Annotated in this window: 18 protein-coding genes and 1 pseudogene; 13 read left to right on the top strand and 6 right to left on the bottom strand. The window is 52.7% G+C overall.

From position 1 onward, the window contains the following. Positions 1-169: 169 nt before the first annotated feature. Positions 170-1,585, top strand: coding sequence for a hypothetical protein (locus tag ACN9MY_RS06185; protein WP_426336990.1), 1,416 nt, complete (start codon positions 170-172; stop codon positions 1,583-1,585). A 41-nt stretch (positions 1,586-1,626) separates the two neighbouring features. Next, positions 1,627-2,907 (top strand): hypothetical protein, encoded by a 1,281-nt coding sequence (locus ACN9MY_RS06180; RefSeq protein WP_426336989.1) that lies wholly within the window; start codon positions 1,627-1,629, stop codon positions 2,905-2,907. 196 nt (positions 2,908-3,103) lie between these two features. Here ACN9MY_RS06180 and ACN9MY_RS06175 read toward each other — a convergent pair whose 3' ends face one another. Next, positions 3,104-4,093, bottom strand: a complete 990-nt coding sequence (locus ACN9MY_RS06175) for a DUF3644 domain-containing protein (protein WP_426336988.1) — start codon at positions 4,091-4,093, stop codon at positions 3,104-3,106. Positions 4,094-4,685: 592 nt separating this feature from the next. Here ACN9MY_RS06175 and ACN9MY_RS06170 point away from each other — a divergent pair. Then, positions 4,686-5,555: a hypothetical protein gene (locus ACN9MY_RS06170; RefSeq protein ID WP_426336987.1), complete on the top strand. Its 870-nt coding sequence runs from the start codon at positions 4,686-4,688 to the stop codon at positions 5,553-5,555. Positions 5,556-5,927: 372 nt separating this feature from the next. Here the strand turns inward: ACN9MY_RS06170 and ACN9MY_RS06165 are convergent, their stop codons facing one another. Then, the gene (locus ACN9MY_RS06165; protein ID WP_426336986.1) at positions 5,928-6,431 is read right to left on the bottom strand and encodes a hypothetical protein; all 504 of its coding nucleotides are present in this window, start codon (positions 6,429-6,431) and stop codon (positions 5,928-5,930) included. A gap of 170 nt (positions 6,432-6,601) precedes the next feature. Here ACN9MY_RS06165 and ACN9MY_RS06160 point away from each other — a divergent pair, with 170 nt between their 5' ends. From ACN9MY_RS06160 to ACN9MY_RS06145, 4 genes are all read left to right on the top strand, one after another. Next, on the top strand, positions 6,602-7,204 hold the full coding sequence (locus ACN9MY_RS06160) for a PAAR domain-containing protein (RefSeq protein ID WP_426336985.1): 603 nt from the start codon (positions 6,602-6,604) through the stop codon (positions 7,202-7,204). Beyond that, positions 7,201-7,977, top strand: a complete 777-nt coding sequence (locus ACN9MY_RS06155; RefSeq protein ID WP_426336984.1) for a hypothetical protein — start codon at positions 7,201-7,203, stop codon at positions 7,975-7,977. Before ACN9MY_RS06160 ends, ACN9MY_RS06155 begins: the two co-directional genes overlap by 4 nt. Continuing rightward, positions 7,952-8,572, top strand: a complete 621-nt coding sequence (locus tag ACN9MY_RS06150) for a hypothetical protein (protein ID WP_426336983.1) — start codon at positions 7,952-7,954, stop codon at positions 8,570-8,572. The genes ACN9MY_RS06155 and ACN9MY_RS06150 overlap by 26 nt, the downstream gene beginning before the upstream one ends. A 119-nt stretch (positions 8,573-8,691) precedes the next feature. Next, a complete protein-coding gene (locus ACN9MY_RS06145; RefSeq protein ID WP_426336982.1) occupies positions 8,692-8,949 on the top strand; it encodes a hypothetical protein in 258 nt (85 codons plus the stop codon). A gap of 120 nt (positions 8,950-9,069) precedes the next feature. On the opposite strand, the pseudogene ACN9MY_RS06140 reads toward ACN9MY_RS06145, so the two are convergent. Then, positions 9,070-9,213: pseudogene (locus tag ACN9MY_RS06140) on the bottom strand (IS3 family transposase); the annotation flags it as partial. 1,878 nt (positions 9,214-11,091) lie between these two features. Then, complete coding sequence (locus tag ACN9MY_RS06135) at positions 11,092-11,586, bottom strand: hypothetical protein (RefSeq protein WP_426336981.1); 495 nt, start codon at positions 11,584-11,586, stop codon at positions 11,092-11,094. 156 nt (positions 11,587-11,742) lie between these two features. On the opposite strand from ACN9MY_RS06135, the gene ACN9MY_RS06130 reads away from it, so the two are divergent. The 4 genes from ACN9MY_RS06130 (at position 11,743) to ACN9MY_RS06115 (ending at position 15,283) form a co-directional block, all read left to right on the top strand. Continuing rightward, positions 11,743-11,973: a helix-turn-helix domain-containing protein gene (locus ACN9MY_RS06130; RefSeq protein WP_426336980.1), complete on the top strand. Its 231-nt coding sequence runs from the start codon at positions 11,743-11,745 to the stop codon at positions 11,971-11,973. A 473-nt stretch (positions 11,974-12,446) separates the two neighbouring features. Further along, on the top strand, positions 12,447-13,751 hold the full coding sequence (locus ACN9MY_RS06125; protein ID WP_426336979.1) for a hypothetical protein: 1,305 nt from the start codon (positions 12,447-12,449) through the stop codon (positions 13,749-13,751). Between the two features lie 3 nt (positions 13,752-13,754). After that, positions 13,755-14,444, top strand: a complete 690-nt coding sequence (locus ACN9MY_RS06120) for an OmpA/MotB family protein (RefSeq protein WP_426336978.1) — start codon at positions 13,755-13,757, stop codon at positions 14,442-14,444. Continuing rightward, positions 14,441-15,283 (top strand): HNH endonuclease, encoded by an 843-nt coding sequence (locus ACN9MY_RS06115; protein WP_426336977.1) that lies wholly within the window; start codon positions 14,441-14,443, stop codon positions 15,281-15,283. The genes ACN9MY_RS06120 and ACN9MY_RS06115 overlap by 4 nt, the downstream gene beginning before the upstream one ends. Positions 15,284-15,349: 66 nt before the next feature. Here ACN9MY_RS06115 and ACN9MY_RS06110 read toward each other — a convergent pair whose 3' ends face one another. Together ACN9MY_RS06110 and ACN9MY_RS06105 are read right to left on the bottom strand one after the other, a co-directional pair. Next, positions 15,350-16,606 (bottom strand): restriction endonuclease, encoded by a 1,257-nt coding sequence (locus ACN9MY_RS06110; protein WP_426336976.1) that lies wholly within the window; start codon positions 16,604-16,606, stop codon positions 15,350-15,352. Positions 16,607-16,709: 103 nt separating this feature from the next. Then, positions 16,710-19,121 carry an AAA family ATPase gene (locus tag ACN9MY_RS06105; protein WP_426336975.1) on the bottom strand — a complete coding sequence of 804 codons (2,412 nt, stop codon included), beginning with the start codon at positions 19,119-19,121 and terminating at the stop codon, positions 16,710-16,712. A 191-nt stretch (positions 19,122-19,312) separates the two neighbouring features. Here ACN9MY_RS06105 and ACN9MY_RS06100 point away from each other — a divergent pair, with 191 nt between their 5' ends. Together ACN9MY_RS06100 and ACN9MY_RS06095 are read left to right on the top strand one after the other, a co-directional pair. After that, positions 19,313-19,867 (top strand): ATP-binding protein, encoded by a 555-nt coding sequence (locus ACN9MY_RS06100; protein WP_426337624.1) that lies wholly within the window; start codon positions 19,313-19,315, stop codon positions 19,865-19,867. A 68-nt stretch (positions 19,868-19,935) separates the two neighbouring features. After that, on the top strand, positions 19,936-22,248 hold the full coding sequence (locus ACN9MY_RS06095) for a TonB-dependent receptor domain-containing protein (protein WP_426321157.1): 2,313 nt from the start codon (positions 19,936-19,938) through the stop codon (positions 22,246-22,248). Positions 22,249-22,251: the final 3 nt, after the last annotated feature.

Genomic DNA, 22,251 nt, shown 5'->3' with positions numbered 1-22,251 from the left:
GATGATCTGAAAAGCATTGGAATTCTTATGAGAATTCCTACGCAATGACGATCGGATTTAACGAAAAGTGGCCGCATTCGCCGAAAATTGGTGGAATAGCACGTTGTCGTATGGCAATATGCTCAATCAAAATGACGAAAAACCAAGTTTCTGATCGCCGGAACACTGTATGGGATTGATGAAAAATAGGCATCAAATTGCGCAAATGGCGCACCTATGGGACGAAGTCACTCGGCTGTTGTTGGGTTACAGGGCGATGACAAAACTTACTTCTCAAGAAGCGACCTCAATCCTTAACCGGGTCCGCATCGCGGAACATGACTCTTTAGGCCGACTGGCGGACGAGCTGAAGCCCGCACTGACTGCAGCGACTGATGGCGCATGGACTTCTACAGAGTTCGAAGCGGACATTGGGTATATCCGAGCAAGACTAACGCAAGGCCAATACGAAGACGCTCGAATATTCTCCTCGGCCCTCGTTTATCAGCGAAAGCCTGACAACATGCATTACGAGCATCTAAGCACGCGACAAGCTTCGTTTTGGAGAAAGGCCTATGCATCGTGGCTTCTAGCCCACTCTGAGCATGAGAAAGTCGTTGAGCGCTCGCTTACCGGTGCCGCAGGTGCAATCAGTGAACGCTTGTGGCATGAACTGAGCTTAGTCAAGTCATCGACTGAGAAGTGGCGATTTTCTTTCGAACAGATGACTCGTGCCTCCTCGTTTCAGAGCGACGTCATCTGGATTCTCTTCTGGTCGATGTTCCTCTCTTGCGAGGACATTGCTACTCGATCTAAATACGGATTGCCGCACGAGAATGTAGTCAACGGTTGGGTGGCAAGTATTCTGAATCGACGCTTTTCCGATTTCGCTTTGCCGGAGATTCAAGCATTAGGCTATCCGGAGTCGACGTCTTTTACTGGAGTCTTTGAACTTTCCAACAGCGCCGAGGAAACGCTTCTGGGCGCTGATTTCGGCATTTACTTCGAAATCGACATTGGCGATGTCCGCTGTCGAAAGGTGGCGCTGCTTCAGGCGAAGAAGGTGAACGAAGGCCAAGTTGATGTAGGAAGCACTAAGCAGCAGTTGCGAAAGCTCTTACGTCGATCGCAGCTTGGCTACTATCTGTTCTATCACCACGGAACTTATCCATATCAACCTCAAGGGCCAACCATCTGTTCGGCCCTTGATATCGCCTCTCAAGATTCCGTGCGCAATTCCGGAATCGATGCAGAAACGCTCGCTGTTTCAGTGAATGATCTCGGCGAGGCAGCCATGCACTTCTTCACGTTTGGCCTTTTTCAGTCCAACTCAGGAATTGGAGTTGACGTCGTCGACATTCATGACGGAATGAATGTCTTAGGAGGAGGTTCCCCCCTCAACCTTCCGCGCCACCTTTTTGCGGTCGCCATCTCCAATGAAGTGCAGGTGCTTCGGCTCAGAGAAAGCATAATGGCTCACTTCAGGGAGCTAACGAAAGACGAACTGCTGCGGCAGTTCCACGCCAACAGTGAACCGAAGAACGACAGCCTAGATCTCGATGACGTCGATGGCGACGACGCGTCTGGACCGCGTCCACGCATGTAACTTCAATCGCCCCCATATGAACAAGGACGCGAGGAACGCAGATGAGCAATGAATCGAGCTGGCGGGATTGGCTGACGGAGTGGACAAGTGAGATCAGCCCCGGCGATGAGGCACTATTACGCTCGATCGAAGACGGGACCAGTATCCTCGACGGTGTTATGTCACCGCAAACCAAGGCGTTGGTTGCCGCATTCGACTGCAAGGGCGTGGACATGGATATGCTTTGGGCCTATACGCCAATGGCGTGGAAGTGCCCAGCATGCCAACGCTCGAAGATAGAAATTGCCAGGCGAAACAAAAACGGAGACCTGATGTGTCGCCTAGTGGAGCACCATGACCACATGAAGGACCTACTGCTAAAGAAATTCGAAAGCATTTCGGCAGGTCTGGAAAGGGTTTTGGCGAACGAAGCCGCAGAGCAGTTCGCAAAGCGTAGTGCGCCGATGGTTTCAGCGTATGACAACACCGTTATCTGCAATGACTGCAACAATGCCGATGCGATAGCAAAGCGGTTAGCAAAGACCCATCCATCCTTCTCGTATTCGCCCAACGAGATTCTGAATTTTGTCATCGCGACTCCAAACGCTGAACACCACATCGATTCAGAAGCTGCAGCAAGGATTTGGGAGGAAAACCGAGCTACGTTTGAGCTGCGCATGAAGATCGTTGCACGCATCGCGGAGATTGCAGCCAAGGACGAGCACTGGTATCAAAGTACGCCTTTTCAACATCACCCTAATCACGTCAAGAGAACAGCGGAGAACATCGCTTATAACAAGCGCGCATGGTTTGCACTAAGAGTACTGTGTGGCCCAACGCGACAACAGCCCCAGAAGGAACCCTCCTCATGGCGGACAAAAGTCAGTAACGAAAGAGTGAAGATTCCCACGCCAGGACAGATCGAGCACGTCGCAAAGGTTACAAGTCATAAGCGTTGGAACTCGGTTGCCGATGATTGGCGTTGCCCAGGTTGTGGCAGATCGAAATCTCAAATCGTACGGCCGACCAAGCAGTCGACATGGGCACTTCCGATCGCTTCAAAATACTATCGAGATACCTCTGACAAACAGGGCTACAGCACACAAGCAGCGTGTGATGATTGCGGGAATGCCGCCATCAACATCGTCAAGGAAGCTGTTGTCGTCGCGAAGGTTGTCGTCGAAACTTACTCTCGTCTCGTTGGTTTGGATGAAATTGCGGAATTCGTTATCCCCAAACCGCACTCGGGACATAGATTTGATAATGATCAAGCGAGTGAAGTTGTTCAGAGAATCGCGGTCAGGTTAAATAGCAGAGAAGCCGACCAGCTTGGCCTGCTCTGAACTTTAAACGCCACGAAAGAATTGAAGTGTCAGCCGTTCTTCCATGCATTTGATTTAACCTGGCAGGGCGAGTCCAGTCTTCATCATGTTCCTCGTCAACCGGGCCGTTAATTCATGTCAAATCTTCGAACAAGTTACGACTCTGCAAAGGATGACAGGCAGTTTTAGTGGATCTTGGCGCAATTGCAAATATTCTTTACTGCGTGTTGCTCTTCTTGCGCCGAATGTAGTGTTTGTCGAATTCTTGCAAGATGTTCGGATTATAGAAACGTTGTCTTGAACTGGTAGGATTGGAAGGGTGCAGTAGTCGCACGATGACATACTTGCTGTCCTTCTCAAGCGCCTGGCGAATCTTATGGAACTGCTTATTCTCCAGAAAGTTCTCGTACCTGCGTTTGACCGTGTTCGCTAAATCTCTGTACGTCATCGGATAGTTCTTGAGAATGTCCTCTTCGCGAACGGTTATAGCAGGTGCATTCGGATCGTCAGTCCAGCGAAATGCCACCGCTGCCGTGTCCTTTCCTCGCACGAGCTTGGTTTCCATTCGAAGAGCCACGTGCTGCTTAGCGCCTTCGTCCGCTGGAGTCTCCTCGAGCCCATCGAGGTAGGTCAACAGGCGCTGTATCTGGTCCGGATACTGGGCCCGCGAAGCCGGCTCGGCAGCTTCGAAGCCATGATAGAAAGAGATTGGCATCAAGAAGAAGTTGTACTTTGACAGGTCGAGTTGGAACCATTCAGTTGCAAGGCAGAGATAATTGCGAAGAGAAGCGGTACCAATTTCCAATATCCGGCGCCCCAAATACAGGTCTTTGTTAATAAAATGCGCCGCGTTGTCACGTATTTCCAGGAGGGCCAGGAAATTATCGTGGCAAGCCGGTTCAAGACCAGAGTCGGCGTCATCCCGAAGTTTTGCCACGAGATAACCCACTCCGTGCGAAAGTGGGTTGCCGCTGCGATTTGTCTTTGGCAGCTTACCGCCATTTCCGTCATCGATGTACTCGTAAATTGAGTCGAGCGACTCATCATGATCGAGAAGCCATTTTGCCTTGAGCAAAAGCTCCCACGCGTTGGACATAAGTAACGCAAAAGCTTCTTCACGATACGAAAAGTTGGGTTTGTTGTAGATTTCTATCGCGGCGATCGCCGCTTGGACGGATTTTTCGGCAAGATCAGTGCTAAGTGTCATAAAAAGGCCTAACTCGGGTCTAGGTAGGATTTCGCAAAACAAGCGCGGACTCCAGCCCTGAATTCCGATCAAGGAAACACAGGAATACACTTCAGCTTAGCTTTCCGCACGCATACGCAAGTTTCGCCAAATCTTACATCATCATTTTCTTTGACAGCAGCTTGAGAGTTAACTGGGGAAAATGGAGGCAAAGATGCGATCGAATTCAAATGAAAATCAGGTAACTCGGGAGAGACTGTTCGAACTCGTCTGGGCAGAGCCGATGATCAAAGTCGCTGAGCGTTTTGGCGTCTCATCGAGCTATTTGGCGCGTGTATGCACGACACTGAACGTGCCACGCCCTCGTCGGGGATACTGGGCGAAGCTCGAAGTAGGCAAGGCTGCCCCGCAACCTCCACTGCCTGGTGCGCGACCAGGGGAACAAACGAGCTGGACTCCCGGAACCACAGTCGATGCGCCCCTGGTCAAGTCGGACGTTAGCACCCAAGACCCATCTGACTCTCGAGAGTCAAACTCGGAACAGAATGTTCGATTGCATTCACTGATAGTAGGGATTGAAGCAATCTTCAACGCAGGTCGGGAGTCGTATCGCGTGAAGTTCCTGAAGCCTGCGAAAAGAAATCTTCCAGACATCCACGTTTCGAGATCGGGCCTAGCTGGTGCAGTAGCGTTCGCGAATGCGCTCTTTAACGCACTTGAGCGACGCGGACATCGCGTCGTTTTGGCGTCAAACAATGTGCACTTGTCGAGACCGGAAATAGATGTTCGCGACGTACCTTCGAAGCAGCCATTTTATGAAGACCTGTGGCACCCTGGTCGACAAACCGTCGCATACTTTGGAGACGTGCCAATCGGGATCGTCATATACGAGGTCACAGAGGCGACCCTCATGCGCTACACCGGCAACGATACCTATGTCCGAGAGTCGGAAGTAAAAGCAGGTAGGTTCAGCCACAAGTACGATGGGTATTGGACGTCAACTCATGATCTGCCAACAGGTCGTCTTTGTCTGGTCGCATACTCCTCGCACTACAGCGCCAAGTGGTCGAAACAATGGAAGGAAAAGGATCCTGGTAAGTTCCTAGCGAAAGCCGTGTCAATCGCGAAGGAAATTGAGGGGTCAATGACCGACATACAGGCTTCACGCGAAAGGGGAAAGATCGAATACGAACAGCGAAAACGTGAACAGGAAGAGTATGCTCGACGACGCGCCGAGGAAGAAGCCGTCAATCGAAAAGCAGCGAAGGTTCAAGAGAGTAAGGCCGCGCTCCTGGCGTTTTTCGAGGCAGTGGAGCGTGCTGACCGTTTCGAGCGTACGCTTCACGTGGTCCGTGAAATGGCCAGGGGGCTGGATGAGGAGTCAACGAAAATACTTGACGCGAAAATCGCGATTGCTCGTCGGCTGCTTGGTCCATCACCCACCATTCAGTCTTTTCTGAACTGGGTCCCACCAGATGATTGAGTGGACCGATTTCGTCTCACGAGATGGTGAGCGCTTAGCTGCCAAAAATTGTTGCTGGAGATACTTTGGATCCACGTGAACTTGAAGACTTAATGCTTAATCGGTGTGTGGAAGTAGCACGGTCCGATGGGAGCCCTCTCGACGCAAAAGGTGGTCGCGAGGCGAACGTGTTCAGGGTCGCTGCGATGGTGATTCAGTCTCGCTTTCCCATTGAATCGCGGGTGCTAATGAACTGCGCTATTCGATACTTTGAAGTGCACCCGGAGGACTTGCGTCCCGCCGCCGACGTCGTAAGAAACGGTGATGTTATAAGCTTGCCGAGACTTCGGGACTCGCTAACTCGAAAATTCAGATACCCGTCCGCTCCATGAACTAGATGCGGGAATTCCATTGTCGGCCTTCGGAAGCTAGTTTCCACCTCAAATAGCCCTCTCGAAGCGCCTGAGCATCTGCTAATGCGTGATGTGGCGGCCATGCTTCCTTATAGGTCAGCACCTCGCCCAACTTATATGCCGAGTGCCGAAAGATCTTCTGATCAACCAGCTGGTGTGCTCCAACTTTTGCGGGTACCTCACCGCCGCATGCGTTACACAAAAGCTCCCAATCAGTCTCAAAATCATAAAGAATGATCGCAGACTCCGGTAGCTGGTCAAGCCAGGCCCGCAAGCGGGTGGTCAATTCAGATGCATCGCATGCCGCATTCGGAACCCGTCCCAATAAAGGAATCACTTCGTCTATAACGAACGGCGTGCAACGCGCGCGCGGGTAGTCATTCCGCTCGGCATAAAAATCAGGGACGCCTGTCGCGGCCAGTCCAATGCTGATCAACTCGGGCTGTGCGAAGTCAGTAAATTCCGTATCCAGGAAGATGAGCATTATTTAGTTACTAGTTGGGTGGTCGGCCGTAGGCGAGCAATTCGCATGGCGATCCACAATGTACTGCCCCCTTTATTTTGGCGCAACGTAACTGAGCGATGACTCAACAGTGCGGCGTCAAAGCGTGATCAAAATTATAATTTCAGCTTGCGCAAATTTTAGGATGATGCATGGCTGGAGAGATTATTCGCCTGGGTGACAGGACGAGCCACGACGGGACAGTGATTGAAGGATCTCAAACCGATATTTGCATGGGCAAGCCGATCGCTTATATCGGGCACAAGGTTCACTGTCCGAAGTGCAAAGGCGACTATCCCATTATTGAAGGCGTGCTGACCACCACGTTTTATGGCAAGGGCGTTGCGCTAGCAGGCATGAAGACCTCTTGCGGCGCAGTTCTCATCGCCAGCCAGTTTACCGACACCGTCGACTGGGGAGGTGGTGGTTCTTCAAGAACGATCGAGGCCGCTCCAGCCACGTCGGCGCAACGGCGTGACGATTCATCTATCGCTGCACCAGTTTTGGCGCAGCCCCCTGCAGTCACTGCAATCGCGCCTTCAGCTGCAGAGCAGGCTGACAACTGGGCACTATACGATGAACAGTTTTTGCTCAAAGACGCAGACGATTTGGTCTTGGCCGGAATGCCGTACACCGTAATGCTGCCGTCTGGCCAGCGCATTCACGGCATCACAGATGACGCGGGGCGCACTGGTCGGTACCGCACCGATGATGCGCAGTACATCGAGGTTTGCTTAGGACACATCGACTCATGAATCAAGTAATTGCGAGGGCTCGCACCAACACCAACGCGAACAGCGTACATCCTGTAGTCGTTACGACGAAATACACGAAATCACCTGACACGTCAGGCTGGCTGAAGGTCCAGCTAGAGCCCTCTGGAGGAATGGTGTTCCTGCCAGAATTCGTAAAGGTCTCGGTGATTAAGGAAGACAGCCGAACACACTTCATGATTCTTGAAGGAGACAATAAAGGAAAGACGGCGAGTCTTAAAAGAGAGAACGCAGCAAATTGCCTTGCCGCTGCTTCACGCGGAAATGGCGCTAAAATCGTAGCGAAGACTTTAGGTCGGCAGAAACTGGCTTCTAGACCTCGTCATAACGAAGTGCTTAATCAACTGATCGCTACACTGACCTTTGACGGCCAGAGCGCAATGATCACGTTGGATTCGGATGTGGACTTTAAGGAGTCGAATCCTATGAGCCCGTACTACGAACAGATAAGGCATTCGCAGCCGCTGCCGAAAGGAACCTATCGGATCTTGGCGCCGTCAGTCGCTAAGCGTGCAGATTTCACCAGCTTCTACGTGACGGCACCGGGTGGGAATCCTGATCTGAAATTTCATACGGTATGGTTCCCGATTGAATACGCGGCTACCCAAAACAGCAATTTCGTCCACGTCGGTAATCTATCTGAAGGTTGCGTAACCATGTACGATTTAACGAAATGGAATGCGCTGTACAAATATCTGATCTCCAACCGCAGTGACAAGGAAGGGAAGTATGTCGGTACTGTTACGATTGAGTAGTGCGATTCTCGCGACCCTCTCCGCTGGCGTTGCGCTCGCTGGAGGCGTTACGACAGAGGCGGCCATTGATCCGCTTGAGAAGTATCGAAGCAACGATGCAATTCACGGGCTGTATGAGATCCGGGCAGAGGCGAAGGACTTCCTTGACCGACAGAACGCCCGAGACCGAACCGATTGGCGGCCCATTGATCCAGATATTCGGATTGTGGTTGATCGTTGTGTGGTCCCATTGCGCAGCAAGTGGACCATATTTGAGTCGCGCAAAAGCGTAATGGTAAGCTGTGGGCGGACGGTCGCATCGGCCCCCGAGCGAGGCTGGGAATTACCGGTGTCGATCGGGAGTGATAGGCTGCAGCGGAACTACGACATCCACGAAGCCGCACTGAAGTTCATTCGTTCGGAACCGAATCGTAACCGAGCAAACCAGGAAGCGGGATATCCATCGGCATCCACGATGGTCTACAAATGCGCGGTGCCGCTGCAGGCCGAGTGGCGTGAGAAAGACGTTGAGCCGAGCGTCGACATTATCTGCACCAAAACAATAGATTCAGCACCGATGCCACGGTCATGGCGTGTTCGGGTTCCAGTAACCTAACCAGAGACCGCATGATGTCAGGGAAGTTTGAATTCGCGTGGATAGCTTCCTATAAAAACGGGGTAGCATCTGTTGAAGGCGATGATTTGCCGGACCGTTTCTTCTAGGTCGGAGGACATATGAAACGAATGACGAGCGAAATAGGCGTTTGGAGCGTTGAGTTTTTGCGGCGCGATGGAACTTGGGGGTTGGTTACAGTGGCAAGCTCTCAGCCACCAACGAAGTCGCAGATTGTAAATGCGATATGCGACCTGGATGATGGCTACCATTACATCGTTGCAGATGTCTTCATGGGCGCCGTTGACGACATGGTTGCAGACGCTTTTTTTGAAATGAATGGGGTTCAAGTTAGGAACGTTGACCGAGTAACGATTTAGGCGGTAGACAACCGGAGATGTCCTTCTCTTTGCTTCTGCGTTACGTCTAGTGCATCTAAGTCGCCAGTACACAAGGCAGTCTCCGCAAAACGACGCGTCCATGCTGTTGCTGATGCGCTAGGCCAGCAACCGACGCGAGTACCAGTCGATTATCACCACCAGATAGGCGAAGCCGCGCGCCAGTCAGATATACGTCAGGTTCGTACCCCACACCTCGTTCGGCCGCATGACCGCCACGCCGCGCTGCAGATCGGGATAGACCTCAACGGGCAGGCACCAAGTTTCAGCTCACACTGTTCGCAAAAAAAGCGCGTCGCCTGGGCGCTGGCAAAAGGTCCCATGGGTCGGTAGTGGAGATCGACAAGGCGATCTGGGGCAAGCTTAAAGAGCTGCGCTGACACGCCCCGAGCCCCCGTTGATTAAACTTCTGCCTTGAGCGAGGGGTATGCTTCATTGCATTTATCGCAACCAACAGGTTCTTCTGCTGTGCGTTAGGCACCGCACTATCAACTGCTCGTTATGCGCCTAGTCTATTTCAAATGAATAGGCGCATTGATAGCAAAACAGCTGAGAAAGTAAGGTTGGCACTGCTTACCAAAGCGGCGTTCGGCTTGGATGCTGGTGTGCATGTGGCAAAGCATTACGAATTGCCTGACTCCTTGGTCACTGACATCTTCGCGAGGACAAAGGGCGAGGTCAGGAGGGATGTCGCGGACCTAATGGTTGAAGTCGAGCGCCGCCGTCAACCGCGCTAACATATCCACGGAACTGCGGCTCTGCCTCTTCAGCTTTATCGCTTTTGGCGGCCAATAACCATGCTCTTGCCCACCTGGCTGAACTCTTGCGCCGTGAGTCGATTGCTCCCGAAAGGAAGAAATCTAAGGCCAACTCTGCACGAAATCGTGCGTAGGCATCTTTCGAGTATCGCTGGGATGAGAAATAGGTCACTGCGCCAGCCTAATCCGGTCAGCAAGCGTTGGTATTGAGAAAAGTCAAAGTGGATGTCACCTCTCGGTCTTCCGTCTGTCCTTCGTTGGAGAAGTTACGGGCATGTCAGTGCGGACCTCCGATGGAGGTCGCTTAAAGACCGATTCGACGAGAGTCGGACTAACACCATATAGGAGCGCAGCACGCATACCGGCTCGTTGCCCAAACGCCGACTTTGTTAGCAGAATAATGGACAATTTTTCAGCAGTGGCATGGTCCGTACGACGCGACATGTGCTCAGACTACCGCAGCCCAAAATCGCAAAGCGCCATGGAGGAGAACCGTCACCTCGCACTGATGTTGGGGGACTCGAACCCATCTGACAAACCTCGACAGGTCAAATCAGAGTTACTACATATTAGGCACTCTTAGTCGGGTAAGGGATCCAGGGGACCGCAGTCTTACAGTTTCAGCCGCACAGTCCCGTCAGACTGCCATACATATTTATCGAAGTCCCTACTGCCAAACTCTCGTCCGACTGGCGTGGTGTCGAGCCATGCCTGTTCTTCAGCGGTACGAACAAGCCGTGTAGAAGAACTTTCCATTGCCCGCCGATTCATAACGCGTTGTCGTTTTTTTCTGCGATTTTTCATACCGAGCTTTCGATTCGTTGATGACACGTGAGGCGCTACCCATTGCTTATGTACCTGAACTTTCGAGACAGCGAATCTCGAAGATTGCGCTGCTAATCACATCGCCGTTCTTCATCATATGGCAGCGGGATCCAAGTCTGCTTGGTCTTTCGCAGTGACATGGCTTACGTTTGTGCGGCTGATCGAAGTGAATTTCGGATTGAAGCAAGTCGTGAAGATGCAGGCTCCTGCGAAGGCTCGGAGTACTTGCCGTCTGGTTCCGCGAGCGCGCGGGCACGTAAGCGATCGCGCTCAGCAGACAACAGCCCAAAGTTGGACTTGGCCTCATCTTGGTCAATTAGGCATAGGAGTCTTCCCATTCTTACTGCACCACGAAGATAATCAATCCTACAGTCGATTTCGGCTAAGAGTTCGCGCTGTTCATGCGTTTCGCCAAACGAGCCAATCGCCTGCTGCAGTTTGCTACGTTCTGCGCCCAGCAAAAGTTCAAAATAGTTATGAAAATGCTGGCGGAGGTCGGACGGGCCAGCGGCGTACTTATTTGATTCCCGCTGCATCGAATTCAGCTCTTCGCGTTGATCATGATCTTGAGTCTAGCGGACGTCTCTTCGGCATAGCGCAAAGACGACATGGGCAATTTGATGATTGGGCGCTTCACGTCATTCGTCGTGATCTCAAGGACCACATTGTCGTACCTCGTTTCTGCGGACCCCACAGCCACAACGCCGAATTGAGCGCCGCCAGCGCTCGTTCTTTCGCGCCAGGTGATCCGCCAAGACTGTACGAATTCATAGCTAAGGATCTCGATGGACTTACCACCTTTTGTCATGAAGGCGATCTTGCGGTTCGTTTGGTCGAATGCCAGGACCCCGCCTTTATACAAACTGACGCCAACCACGGTCGCCTTGTCCTCTGGGGCGGTACCAAACTTGGTGCCATGAAGCTTGTTTGTCTCCGCGAGAAAACGCCAGAAATTGGCGACTCCCTTTTTATGCAGCTCAACCAGCCCCCAACCGGCAACACCCAGAGCCAGCACAACCCAAATCGCCGTTTCCAATCAATGCTCCTCAACAAGTCTCAAACAAGCCACATGAACATTAAAGCAACAATATCTGCGGATATTTGAAGCCAATTTAACAAAATTACCAATATATTGTGAAGACCAAATGATAGCTGAAGCCCACCATTTCTACCAATATATTGGGAGGAATGTTTGGATCCAGCAGCTGCATTTGGTCAGGTACTTCGCTCATTGCGGCGCGATGCTGGGCTAACGCAGGAACAGCTTGCGCTTGCAGCTGAGGTCGAGCGCAACTTTGTGAGCTTGATCGAACGCGGCGTTAATCAGCCAAGTATTAGAGTCATTTTCAAGTTAGGAGATGCTCTAGGCGTTCAACCCTCTAGAATGATCGAACTTGTTGAAGCGCTCGTCGAAGGTGAGTGACAGTCCCGCACGACCGAAAAGCAACTTCCTGCTTGGCATTTGATCTACCTCAACATGGCGTCGAACGGATTGAGTAAGATCAGGTCCAGAGGAGGTGCTATGAAAAGCTCAGATCCCTCAAACAACTCGACCACGGTCTTATACGCTGAGGAAGACGCAATCCGCGTTGCTCTAGAAATCCTTGACACATCCGGGCGATACGCTGCTTCCGCACATTTGTTGAAGTGCGGCCTATCCTTCAAAAGTACTGTTCGAATACTTGCTGAGCCTCTCCGCCGTCGAAAGACTTCAAGAATTCGTAGCATAAGTGCATAGACTGCAGACGATCCGGCGACAATTCTCATCAATTTCCATGAGGTCGCGTTTTAAATCAAATTGAGCACAGTAAAAGATTGGCGCTGAAGTGAGTAACTGATACTCTCTGGTGTTAAAGTAGAAACACCTGTTGATCAATCAATAACTCACTTCACTATATGATTCGCACCTTAACTGCGCTAGTTCTGGCGCTATTCTGTACTAGCGCCTTCGCAGCCTCCGCTTTTGCCGCATTATGGTCCGATGGCTTTACAGTTACCTTTATCGGAATTAACCTCTTCCTGACTTGGTACTTCACGTTTCACAAATTCAACCGATTTTCAGTCCAGCACGGGCCTGAAGTCTTGACCACAGTCGGCATCTTCGGATGTTTCCTGGGCATTGCCGTGGCGCTTCTGAAGTTCGACGCAGCTCATGTTTCGTCAAGCGTTCCCGAGCTGCTGGAAGGCGTAAAGACAGCTTTTTGGGCTTCCGTAAGCGGCGTGTTCGGATCACTGGCAATTCGTTTCCGCCACCACTTTCAAAAAACCCCAATTCAGCAAAGCGAAGGGGCTCCAAAGTCGGCAAACCTTGACGATGTCGTAGGTGCTCTGCAATCGCTCCAAAAGAGCCTTTCGGGCCAAGAGGACGGCAGCCTGCTCTCTCAACTGAAACTGATGCGAAGCGATCAATCCGATCAGTTGCAGGCTTTGAGGAGCTCGTTCGAAAACTTTGCAAACAAAATGGCTGCAGACAACTCGAAAGCCTTAATCGAAGCGTTGAAGGAGGTAATCCGGGACTTTAACGCCAAGATTAGCGAACAGTTTGGAGACAACTTCAAGCAGCTTAACGCGGCCGTTGAAAAGCTGGTCATTTGGCAGCAGCAGTATAGGGACGAACTGGACAAACTTCAGGAAGTTCAACGTTCGTCGGCAGAAGATCTTCGCAAATCGGCTGCGGGGCTATCCGTAGCTGCCGAACGTGCCGAAGCCTACACCGAAACCGCTGCTGCACTGGAAACGCTTTTGCACGGCTTGGCGCAGCAGTACAAGCTTATCGAACATTCGCAACAGTCACTAGCTACAGTGCTGATTGAAATGAAGGATGTTGCGCCCCAGTTTGCAGCGAAGCTCGACGAGCTCGCCGACAGTATGAAGCTGGGTGTTGCGCGCGTTCAGGGTGATGTAAGTGAGATCGTACGCAACTTCGGATCCCTCACACAAAGCAGCTCCGCCGAAATGAAGCAGCTCCTGACCGACACGATCAAGAAGTCGCAGAAGGACGTGAACGACGAGCTTCTGAAGTCGCTGGACACAATTCGACAGGGAGTTATCACCCTGGACAAGGGTTTAAATGAGGAACTCACGAAGAGCCTTGAGACTCTTGGACAACAACTGGCCTCCCTCTCGGAAAAGTTTGTGGCCGATTACTCGCCACTCACAGATCGACTGCGTGAAGTTGTTAGGATCGCGGGGGCCGCGTAAGTCATGGACGTCGAACAAAGTAATCAATCACATTGGATTCCGCTCGCCGATCTGATGACAGGTCTGATGATGGTATTCATGCTGCTCACAGCCGCGTTCATGCTTCGCGTCGAACAAACTACGACGCTTGTCGTCAAGGAGTTCGAAGAAACCAAGAGCGATATGCTGCAGGCGCTTCAGAAGGAATTTGCGACTGACCTCAAGCAATGGAATGCAGAGCTGCTCGGGGATATGACGATCAGGTTCAACGACCCCACCGTTCTTTTCGATACAGGATCCGCAGAACTCAAACCGAAGTTTAAGGCAATACTCAAGGAATTCTTTCCGCGCTACGTCGCGCTTCTAACATCGGAGAAATACAAAGCGACGGTCAAAGAAATTCGAATAGAAGGACACACAAGTGTGCAATGGACCAAGGATACGTCGCCACGAAACGCCTACTTCTTGAACATGGGGCTTTCTCAAGCCCGAACGCGAAGTGCGCTGGAGTATGTATTAAGCCTGGGGCCAGTACAGAAGCATGAAGAGTGGCTGATCGAACACGTAACCGCCAATGGTCTATCATCGTCGCGCCCAGTTTCTGACTCTATTAAACCTGCCGCCATGCTGGCAAATCAGCGAGTCGAATTTCGGATCGTGACTAACGCCAGCGACCGTATGGATCAAATCGCACGAGAGCTTCGCGAGCAATGATCAAGCTTCCAAACTTCATAGATTGGGCACATCTCAATCAGCTCAGACAAACAATGGGAGCTCCACTCGCAGAGCGATTCGGCAAGCAGCTAATAACCAAAGAGATTGCATTACCACCGATACCGGAACGCTTGCATGGCGAGGGGATCGATGTCGCTTTCGACGAGATCCAAGTACTGGAGGATGGCACTCTTGGGTACAAAGGCTACCGAGTTCTGGTGTACATCCGCGACGTTCCAACGTACGGGCGTCGGAGTGAACTGCCGAAGTTCCACATCACGTACTGCACGAAGCTTGAGCAAATGCGTCGAAACAATCGATGGTCCAAGTATGTTGTTGCCAATCGGGACGATGGAAAGTTCAAGATCAATCTTACGGATCAGGGCGTGTCGAAAACCGTGCCATTAAACGTTTGTCAGATGTGCCTGGCAGAGATCGCATGGAAGAAATTCCGCTTTGAAATGGATAAGGTGTCTCGGACAAAAGCCGTCAACGACTTCGCTCTCAGCGAGTTCTTCGAGAAGTATCCGCGCGATCTCCTCGCGGTCAAGCCTGATCACACGTCAGACACCGCACCAAGGAACGACTATGTATTCAACTGGAAGGAGATCAGCGACAGGACAAAGAAGGCGCGGAACTACACTTGCGAAAAATGCCTAAAGCGGTTCATTGGGCCGGATTCACGCTTCGTGGATACTCACCACCGCAACGCGCTTAAGTACGACAATTCTGATTCCAATTTAGAGGTTCTTTGCATCGGATGTCACGCGGAAGAACCTATGCACACGCATATGAAGTCAGATCCTCGATACAAAGAATACGTAAGAAAATTCAGATAGACAAAGGAAGCCGCATACTCAACCTAAAGCAGCAGGCCAAGTATTCAATGGGGAGCGCCAATGCTCTTAACCCTTGCCGGCCATGTCCGTAACCCTGAAATCCAAGACGCGCTTCGTCAGTTTGAGAAGCGTGATGAGATCTCCGAGGTGAGGTTCAATCTCAAAGAGCGGGCAGCCTCCGCCATCCGCTATTTTGAAGCCGACTTTACAAGGGGCTGCGGTATTTTCAAGACCTACCCAGTTCCTTCTCGAGCTTGCAGCTGCCCCGCATTTATTGAAACGTTGCCAATAGGTCTCGACGGGGTCGCGCCCTACCAGCAGAGTGCGACGGTTGTTGCTATAAAACCTGTCGCAATCAGAGGAGCAGACATCCTGAAGCTCGGACAACAGGAGATCCAGAATCGGTCTCCAAAGTACATCCAATACGTCCTCAGGAAAAACTTTACCATCGCGGGTGGCGGTGTGATGAACCAATCCAATGATCGCCTCAATTGGCTGTTTCCGCAATGTGATCATCAACAGATGTGCGGCGGCTGCGATGATTGGATCTTGATCCACGCCTGCCTTGCTGGATCGAATGACAAGATATGGAAGATTCAACAGAAGCATCTGAAGCGAATTCCAAACCTCCTCTGCACTTGCGAAAGCGCCCCAAGGGCGATCGGGAAGACTACCGTGTGCGAGCTCATTGGCAATCAATGCAATTCGCTCCATTGGCCCTACATGGAGGGTAGTTCTCTTGCTCCAAAACCCCTGAAGGACGTTAACAGGAACATATTCCAATTTTTGCCAAAAGCGCTCGCGAGCGGCCTGCAGTTGTCCGTCAATACTCAACGCGCTAGAAAAAAGGCGAAGCACAACAGTAGGTTGCTCGGACAGAAACCTTTCCAGTGAAATTTTGTCCCATAACCTAACTTTCGGCGATGAATTTTTCGATTGCCAATCGCTTACCCAATCTCGCGTGGGATTGGAGAACGTTGTATTGGTAACGATAACCAGTGAGGCCAGTCCTTGCTTCACACTTGCGTTTATGACCGCGTTTTTTACCGCTTCAGGCTCGACCGTTTTACCGCGTCCTTTGCATTCGATCCACCAGCGCTGCGCTTCCATTTCACCGTCAGGCGACGGCTGATAGAACGAAGCCTCCAAGTCCCGCCCGCCGTCGGCGGCACCAGTGCCATGGCTTCCGGTGCGCCACTCCAAGTCACGCGCTCCCATAGCATCGAGAAGCCAATAGACGCACTCCTCTAGGTCATGCGCTTTAAGCTCGGCAAACGGGATCTGGGCAGGCAGTACCCATTTCTTTTCGCTATTATGGTTCATGGGAACACCTCAAGACGAGTGACGAGCCGCCCCATCGTATCGACTTGCGGCGAACTATTTCCGACCGATGTTGAGTACATTTGCCGCCCCTGCAGCTTGCCAATTAATTGATGGGATCTGCGACACCCACGCTATCCAAGAAATGAGTATATTGCTGATAATCGGATGCCTTTAATTTCGATAGGACAAACTTTGCCACGGAAGATATCTCTGCTCCATCTATCGGCACAGAACCTCGATCAACGAACTCTCCAAGATGTGAGAACTCGTTTGTAATCCTTTGCACAATGGGCTCAACCACGGATCCATCATCGAAGAAAAGGTGCACTCGCTTGTCGTAATCTATGCTTTCCGAGGGATATTTAAAGAAGAGATATCCCTCCAAAAACTTTCTTAAGCTATTTCCAAAGCCGTAAAAGGCTTGGTAGTTCGTCGCAATGTTACTTGGGTCGGCGCAAACACATATCTCGCCAAACAGGAAATTCAACTCAGTAACGTAAGTTCTTAGATGGCGCGGCATCAAGCTGATAACACTTGAGCGGTCACGCCGCATGACCATAAAGTTTTCTCGCTCACCCTTTTTTTCGATCGGCAGCCGACGCAAGTATTTTAAAAACTCCAAGTTGTGTGTGGATATGAACAGCTGCTTGAACGGATATTTCAACGCTCCAGTTGCGTCCCGAATCTGATTTCCAGCTGCATCAGCGAGTGGAGACATCAATACCCTATGTATCAAACCGTAAACGAAAAAGATGTGATTGCTGTCTAGGCTAGAGATTGGGTCGTCTATGTAGATGATGAGCTCCTTCCCCTTGGTATCAATTTCGTCCAATTTCGCCAAGAAGTAGCAGAAGGCGATTAGACTGCATTCCCCTTCACTAAGATTGTGAGCATCTTCGTCCCCACGGAGTATCTTGAAGCGATAGACATTGGGGCTATCCGCATCCGGAATTGCGTCCAGACGGATTGTTTGATTCCCAAAATAGTGATTGAGATAGGAATTAACCCGTTGCGCACCTTGTCGCTCATCCCGCAGCTGGATACGAAGGTCTTCGAGGCGCTTTGCTGTGTTCTTACCGACCTCAGTCAATCTCTGCTGAGACTCCTCAAGCGTTTTCACCTCTTGCTTCTTTTCCTCCAGAGCCCGCATTGAATCCTGATAACCGATGTCAGAGACGAACTTAGACACCTCAAGGAGACGCAACTTCTTTCGGGCCGCAAGCTGGTCGCTAGCAATCGAACCTGTCTTTTTGTTGTGCGCATCAATGAGTGCTTCGAAAGCCGCTAAGGCAGCGGCGTGTGCCTCGTCAGCGTTAAGGCTAACGGATAGAACAGATGGCCTAAAAATGTTCGCTGCTCGCGCTTTTAAGGCTTCTAATATGGCTTCCAACTGATCAATGTAGAACTGCCGTGCTTTCGTCATTTCGTTGAGAGAAGCCGTCGCGTCCTCCCGCAGAGACGAGTAAAACTGAGTAACTTGAACATTGGTATGTCGCAGTATTCTCAAGCGCTCCGCCTCGACGGTTTGCAATGCTCTTCTAATCTCGTCTTCAAGAATCTGGGACTCCTTGCTGAAATGGGCGTCAAGCTTGGCCCAAAGGTCGTCCGGTAATTGGTTTCCGCAGAACGCGCAGTCACTTCTATGGTGTCTGTGGTGATCAATACCAGCCTTGACCCAGCTTTGAAGCTCACCATTTTCCAGAAGCGCCTTAATTGGCGCCGTGGGTGAAATTCGGCGAGTTACCAATTCATCAGCTTTGCTAAAGATCTCGCGAAGGCCAGCACGGTATGCGCCGGGCTTCCCGATGTCGGACATCGGGCTCTCATCGAGTAAAGCAATTGTGGCGCCAACCGCTCCTTCATCTAATGGGACAAAGCCTGTCTGCAATACTGAGACGATATCCAGTCGGATTTTTCGAATGTCGTAGTTAGGATCACGAAAGAGTGGATTGTGTTTAATGCCGCTCTGAGGCTTGTTGGCCTTCTCCGCGAGCTTTTGATCCAACTGCGTCTGCAGTTGCTCGTGCTCCCTATTAGCCTTCTCCAATAGCTGGCGATTAGTGTAAAACTCGAATCGGAAGCCGGTCTTCTCTTCAACACTTCCAAGTTCGGCCTCGACACTCGCGATTAAAGCAAGTAATTCCGCATTCTGCTCTCCAAGAATCGCGAATGTCTGAACGGTGCCCTGGCTTTCTCGCAAAAATGAAAGGTTGAGATCGACAAAGTCCTTGTTGAAGACGCGAACCGACAAATTGGTATTCGCTACATCCGCTTCAGTGATCACCTCGTTGGCAGTCTTGATCCGGAATTTTGGTTCGGCGTACTTCTCTGGGAGTCGTCCCCTCTCGACACATTGCACTATTCGGGACAGCGTCGTCTTCCCAGAATAATTTCGTCCATAAAGAATATTGAGTTTGCGGAAGCTTGGTACCTGCCCTCGCTGGTCAACCACGTTTTGAGCCCACACAAAGCCGTTATATGAGCCGAAATTCTGAACATCGATGGATTCGATCATTGTGTACCCCGCAGACGGAAGAATTATTATCAGCCGTTTTTTCCAGAAGGATACTCACAGATTTCCACGTACAGTACAGCCGGGCGCAAATATAATCTCCAATCATTTCTTAAGGCACATGGCGTTTAACACTTTTTGGCCGGGCATGTGTTAAGCGTTTAGGGAAGAGTTGTTCACGGTGAGTTGTTCAAATCCGACCTCAACGTCCTTCCCGAAACGCTCTGAAATCAATAGCTTGTGTTGCTCCTGAAGGCTTTGAACAGAGATGTAACTCTGCAAAAGGCTGCCCCTGCGGCTACCTCGGTCACCCTGCCGGTCTATGCCAATGCACTCCCGACCAGATCCTGCGCTACCAAAGCCGCGTATCGGGGCCCCTGCTTGACCGCATCGACATGCAGATCGAAGTCGGCCCCGTACCACCTGACATCCTGCAAGCGGACGCAGTGGGTGAACTATCAGAAACCATCGCCGCCCGGGTGCACGCGGCCTTCGAGCGCCAGATCGCCCGCCAGGGCAAAACCAACCAGCAACTGACGCCACGGGAAATCGACCGTTTCTGCAAGCCGGATTCCAGCGGCCAGGCTGTGCTGCGAGCGGCCATGCACAAGCTGCACTGGTCGGCCCGCGCCTATCACCGCGTATTGCGTGTGGCCCGCACCGTGGCCGACCTGGACGGGCAGAAGCAGATCGGCAGCAAGCATGTCTCCGAAGCGATCAACTTGCGCCGCGCCCTTCGGCAACTCTAAGTTTCAAATGTAATTCCACGTAAATGCGTGGTTTTAGCGGCGGTTTCTTCGCTAGAATTGCCGCCACCATGACTACCCAATACCGTTACTCGCGCTACTGCGCCGGCCCTCTCCTGATCATCTTGTGCTGCGGCAGCGCCGCTGCCCAAGCCCAGACCTCCCAGCCAGCCAAGGCCGACGCCGCGCCAGCAACCGTAAGAAAGGAAGTCCCGCCTGAAGCAGGCAATATCGCCAGCGTGACGGTGGCCGCCGAGCGCCCGACCAACCGCATCGACCGCCAGGTCTACGATGTGAAATCCGACGCGTCTAGCAGCAACGGCTCCGCCGCCGATGCGCTGAACAACGTGCCTTCCGTAAACGTCGACCCGGACGGCTCGCTGACCCTGCGCGGCAGCAGCAATGTGCAGGTCTACGTCGACGGCAAGCCATCGGCCATGCTGCAGGGCGATAACCGCGGCCCGGCGCTGCAGTCGATTCCGGCCGAAGACCTGGAATCGGTGGAAGTGATCAACAACCCCGGCGCGCAGTTCGGCAACGAAGGCGGCGGCGGCCCGATCATCAACCTGGTCATGAAACGCTCCCGCAAGCCCGGCGGCTTTGGCGTGGCCAACGCCAACTACGGCACGGCAGGCCGTTACAACAGTGCGCTGTCCGGCACCTACAACGAAGGCTTGTGGGGCTTCCAGGGCGGCATCAACGTGCGCCATGACGGCCGCAACTCCGTTGGCGAAACGGTGCGAGACCGCATCGACCCGCGCACCGGTGCGCTGTCGCACAGCGAGCAGCAATCGCAGTCAAACGGGCTGAATGACAATGCAGGCCTGAACGGCGGCGTCACCTACAATCTGGGCGCCAACGATACGCTCGGCGCCCAGGTCGCGTACTCCCATCGCACCAATGATGCGCGCGCGTCCGACACTTATCTGTCGGCCGATCCCGACGGCGCCATCACCGACAACTACCTGCGCAGCACCGTGCGCGAAGGCGAGAGCAAGAACTACTCGTGGAATGCGCGCTGGGACCACAAAGGCGATGCGCCGGGCGAGAGCTTCAAGATGGACTTGCGCGTGTCGACCGCCACCAACGATTCCGACAACACCTACCGCAACACCTACGTGGTACGTCCGCCCGTCGGCAGCCAGTCCGACAGCGCGCAGAAGAACCGCAACAAGAACGAGATCATCGATTTCACCGGCGACTACGAAGCAAACCTGTTCGGCGGCGTGACCAAGCTTGGCTACAAGATCGTCCAGAACCGCAACGATTCAAGCATCGATTACACCAACATCGACCCGATCACGCAGGAAGGCTCGCCTAACGCCTTGCGCAGCAATGCCTTCGATATGAAGGAAACCATCTACGCCGCCTATGGTTCCTACCAGATGCGCCTCAACGAGCAATGGGGACTGATGGCCGGCCTGCGCGCCGAACATACCGAAATGGAGATTGACCAGCTCACCAGCCAGGTCGTCGCCGGCAACAGCTACACCAACCTGATCCCGAGCTTCTTCGCCACCTACAAGATGGGCGAAAACTCGCAAATGCGCTTCGCCTACGCGCATCGCCTGCGCCGCCCGAATGCGCAGGACCTGAATCCTTTCGTGGTCTACCGCGATGAACTGAACGTCTCTTCCGGCAACCCTAAGCTGAAGCCAGCCCAAACCGATTCCTTCGAACTCGGTTACGAGACCCGCATGTTCGGCCTGGAGACCAACCTGCGCGGCTACTACCGCGACGAGACCGATTCCATCCTGGACCGCAAATACTTCATCAGCGACACGGTGCTGCTGACCACCCGCGAAAATGCCGGCAGTACCCGCTCGGGCGGAATGGAATTCACGCTGACCGGCAAGCTGTTGCCAACGCTTGCCTTGAACCTGAGCGGCAACGTAGCGCGCTTCGAACAGAGCGTGCTCGAAATGAATGGCGACCAGACCAAACGCACGGCCTCCTCGCTGAGCGGCCGCCTGCGCCTGAACTGGCAAGCGACCAGCACCGACATGCTGCAGGCGGCAGTGCAGGCGCAAGGCAAGATGCTGACTGGCCAGGGCTACCGCGAGCCGAACACCACGCTGAACCTGACCTGGCGCCACGCCATCACGCCGCAACTGGCCCTGATGGTCAATGCCACCGACGTCTTCAACAGCAACAAGATGTCGACCGTCACCGACACCTATGCACTGCGCGAACGCTCGCTGCGCGAGTTCGACGGCCGCATCATCTACGTCGGCCTGTCCTACCGTTTCGGCAGCTCGCCCGGGCCACGTCGCGAAGGAGGCCCAGACCACGAGCCAGGCGGCATGCGCGGACCAGGCGGACCAGGCATGGGGCCGCCACCTGGCGGCGGCATGGGTCCGGGCATGGGCCCCGGCGGAGTGTGAGCG

The organism is Pseudoduganella sp. R-31 (assembly GCF_049913235.1).
Lineage (GTDB): Bacteria > Pseudomonadota > Gammaproteobacteria > Burkholderiales > Burkholderiaceae_D > Rugamonas.
The sequence above is the reverse complement of the archived record's forward strand: the minus strand, read 5'-3'. Positions and strand labels throughout refer to the sequence as shown.

Coding starts and splice junctions, on each gene's coding strand:
- ACN9MY_RS06120 (WP_426336978.1), top strand. CDS start 13,755: ATGGACGTCGAACAAAGTAATCAATCACATTGGATTCCGCTCGCCGAT.
- ACN9MY_RS06125 (WP_426336979.1), top strand. CDS start 12,447: ATGATTCGCACCTTAACTGCGCTAGTTCTGGCGCTATTCTGTACTAGC.
- ACN9MY_RS06155 (WP_426336984.1), top strand. CDS start 7,201: ATGAATCAAGTAATTGCGAGGGCTCGCACCAACACCAACGCGAACAGC.
- ACN9MY_RS06095 (WP_426321157.1), top strand. CDS start 19,936: ATGACTACCCAATACCGTTACTCGCGCTACTGCGCCGGCCCTCTCCTG.
- ACN9MY_RS06145 (WP_426336982.1), top strand. CDS start 8,692: ATGAAACGAATGACGAGCGAAATAGGCGTTTGGAGCGTTGAGTTTTTG.
- ACN9MY_RS06160 (WP_426336985.1), top strand. CDS start 6,602: ATGGCTGGAGAGATTATTCGCCTGGGTGACAGGACGAGCCACGACGGG.
- ACN9MY_RS06185 (WP_426336990.1), top strand. CDS start 170: ATGGGATTGATGAAAAATAGGCATCAAATTGCGCAAATGGCGCACCTA.
- ACN9MY_RS06105 (WP_426336975.1), bottom strand. CDS start 19,121: ATGATCGAATCCATCGATGTTCAGAATTTCGGCTCATATAACGGCTTT.
- ACN9MY_RS06150 (WP_426336983.1), top strand. CDS start 7,952: ATGTCGGTACTGTTACGATTGAGTAGTGCGATTCTCGCGACCCTCTCC.
- ACN9MY_RS06165 (WP_426336986.1), bottom strand. CDS start 6,431: ATGCTCATCTTCCTGGATACGGAATTTACTGACTTCGCACAGCCCGAG.
- ACN9MY_RS06175 (WP_426336988.1), bottom strand. CDS start 4,093: ATGACACTTAGCACTGATCTTGCCGAAAAATCCGTCCAAGCGGCGATC.
- ACN9MY_RS06180 (WP_426336989.1), top strand. CDS start 1,627: ATGAGCAATGAATCGAGCTGGCGGGATTGGCTGACGGAGTGGACAAGT.
- ACN9MY_RS06115 (WP_426336977.1), top strand. CDS start 14,441: ATGATCAAGCTTCCAAACTTCATAGATTGGGCACATCTCAATCAGCTC.
- ACN9MY_RS06110 (WP_426336976.1), bottom strand. CDS start 16,606: ATGAACCATAATAGCGAAAAGAAATGGGTACTGCCTGCCCAGATCCCG.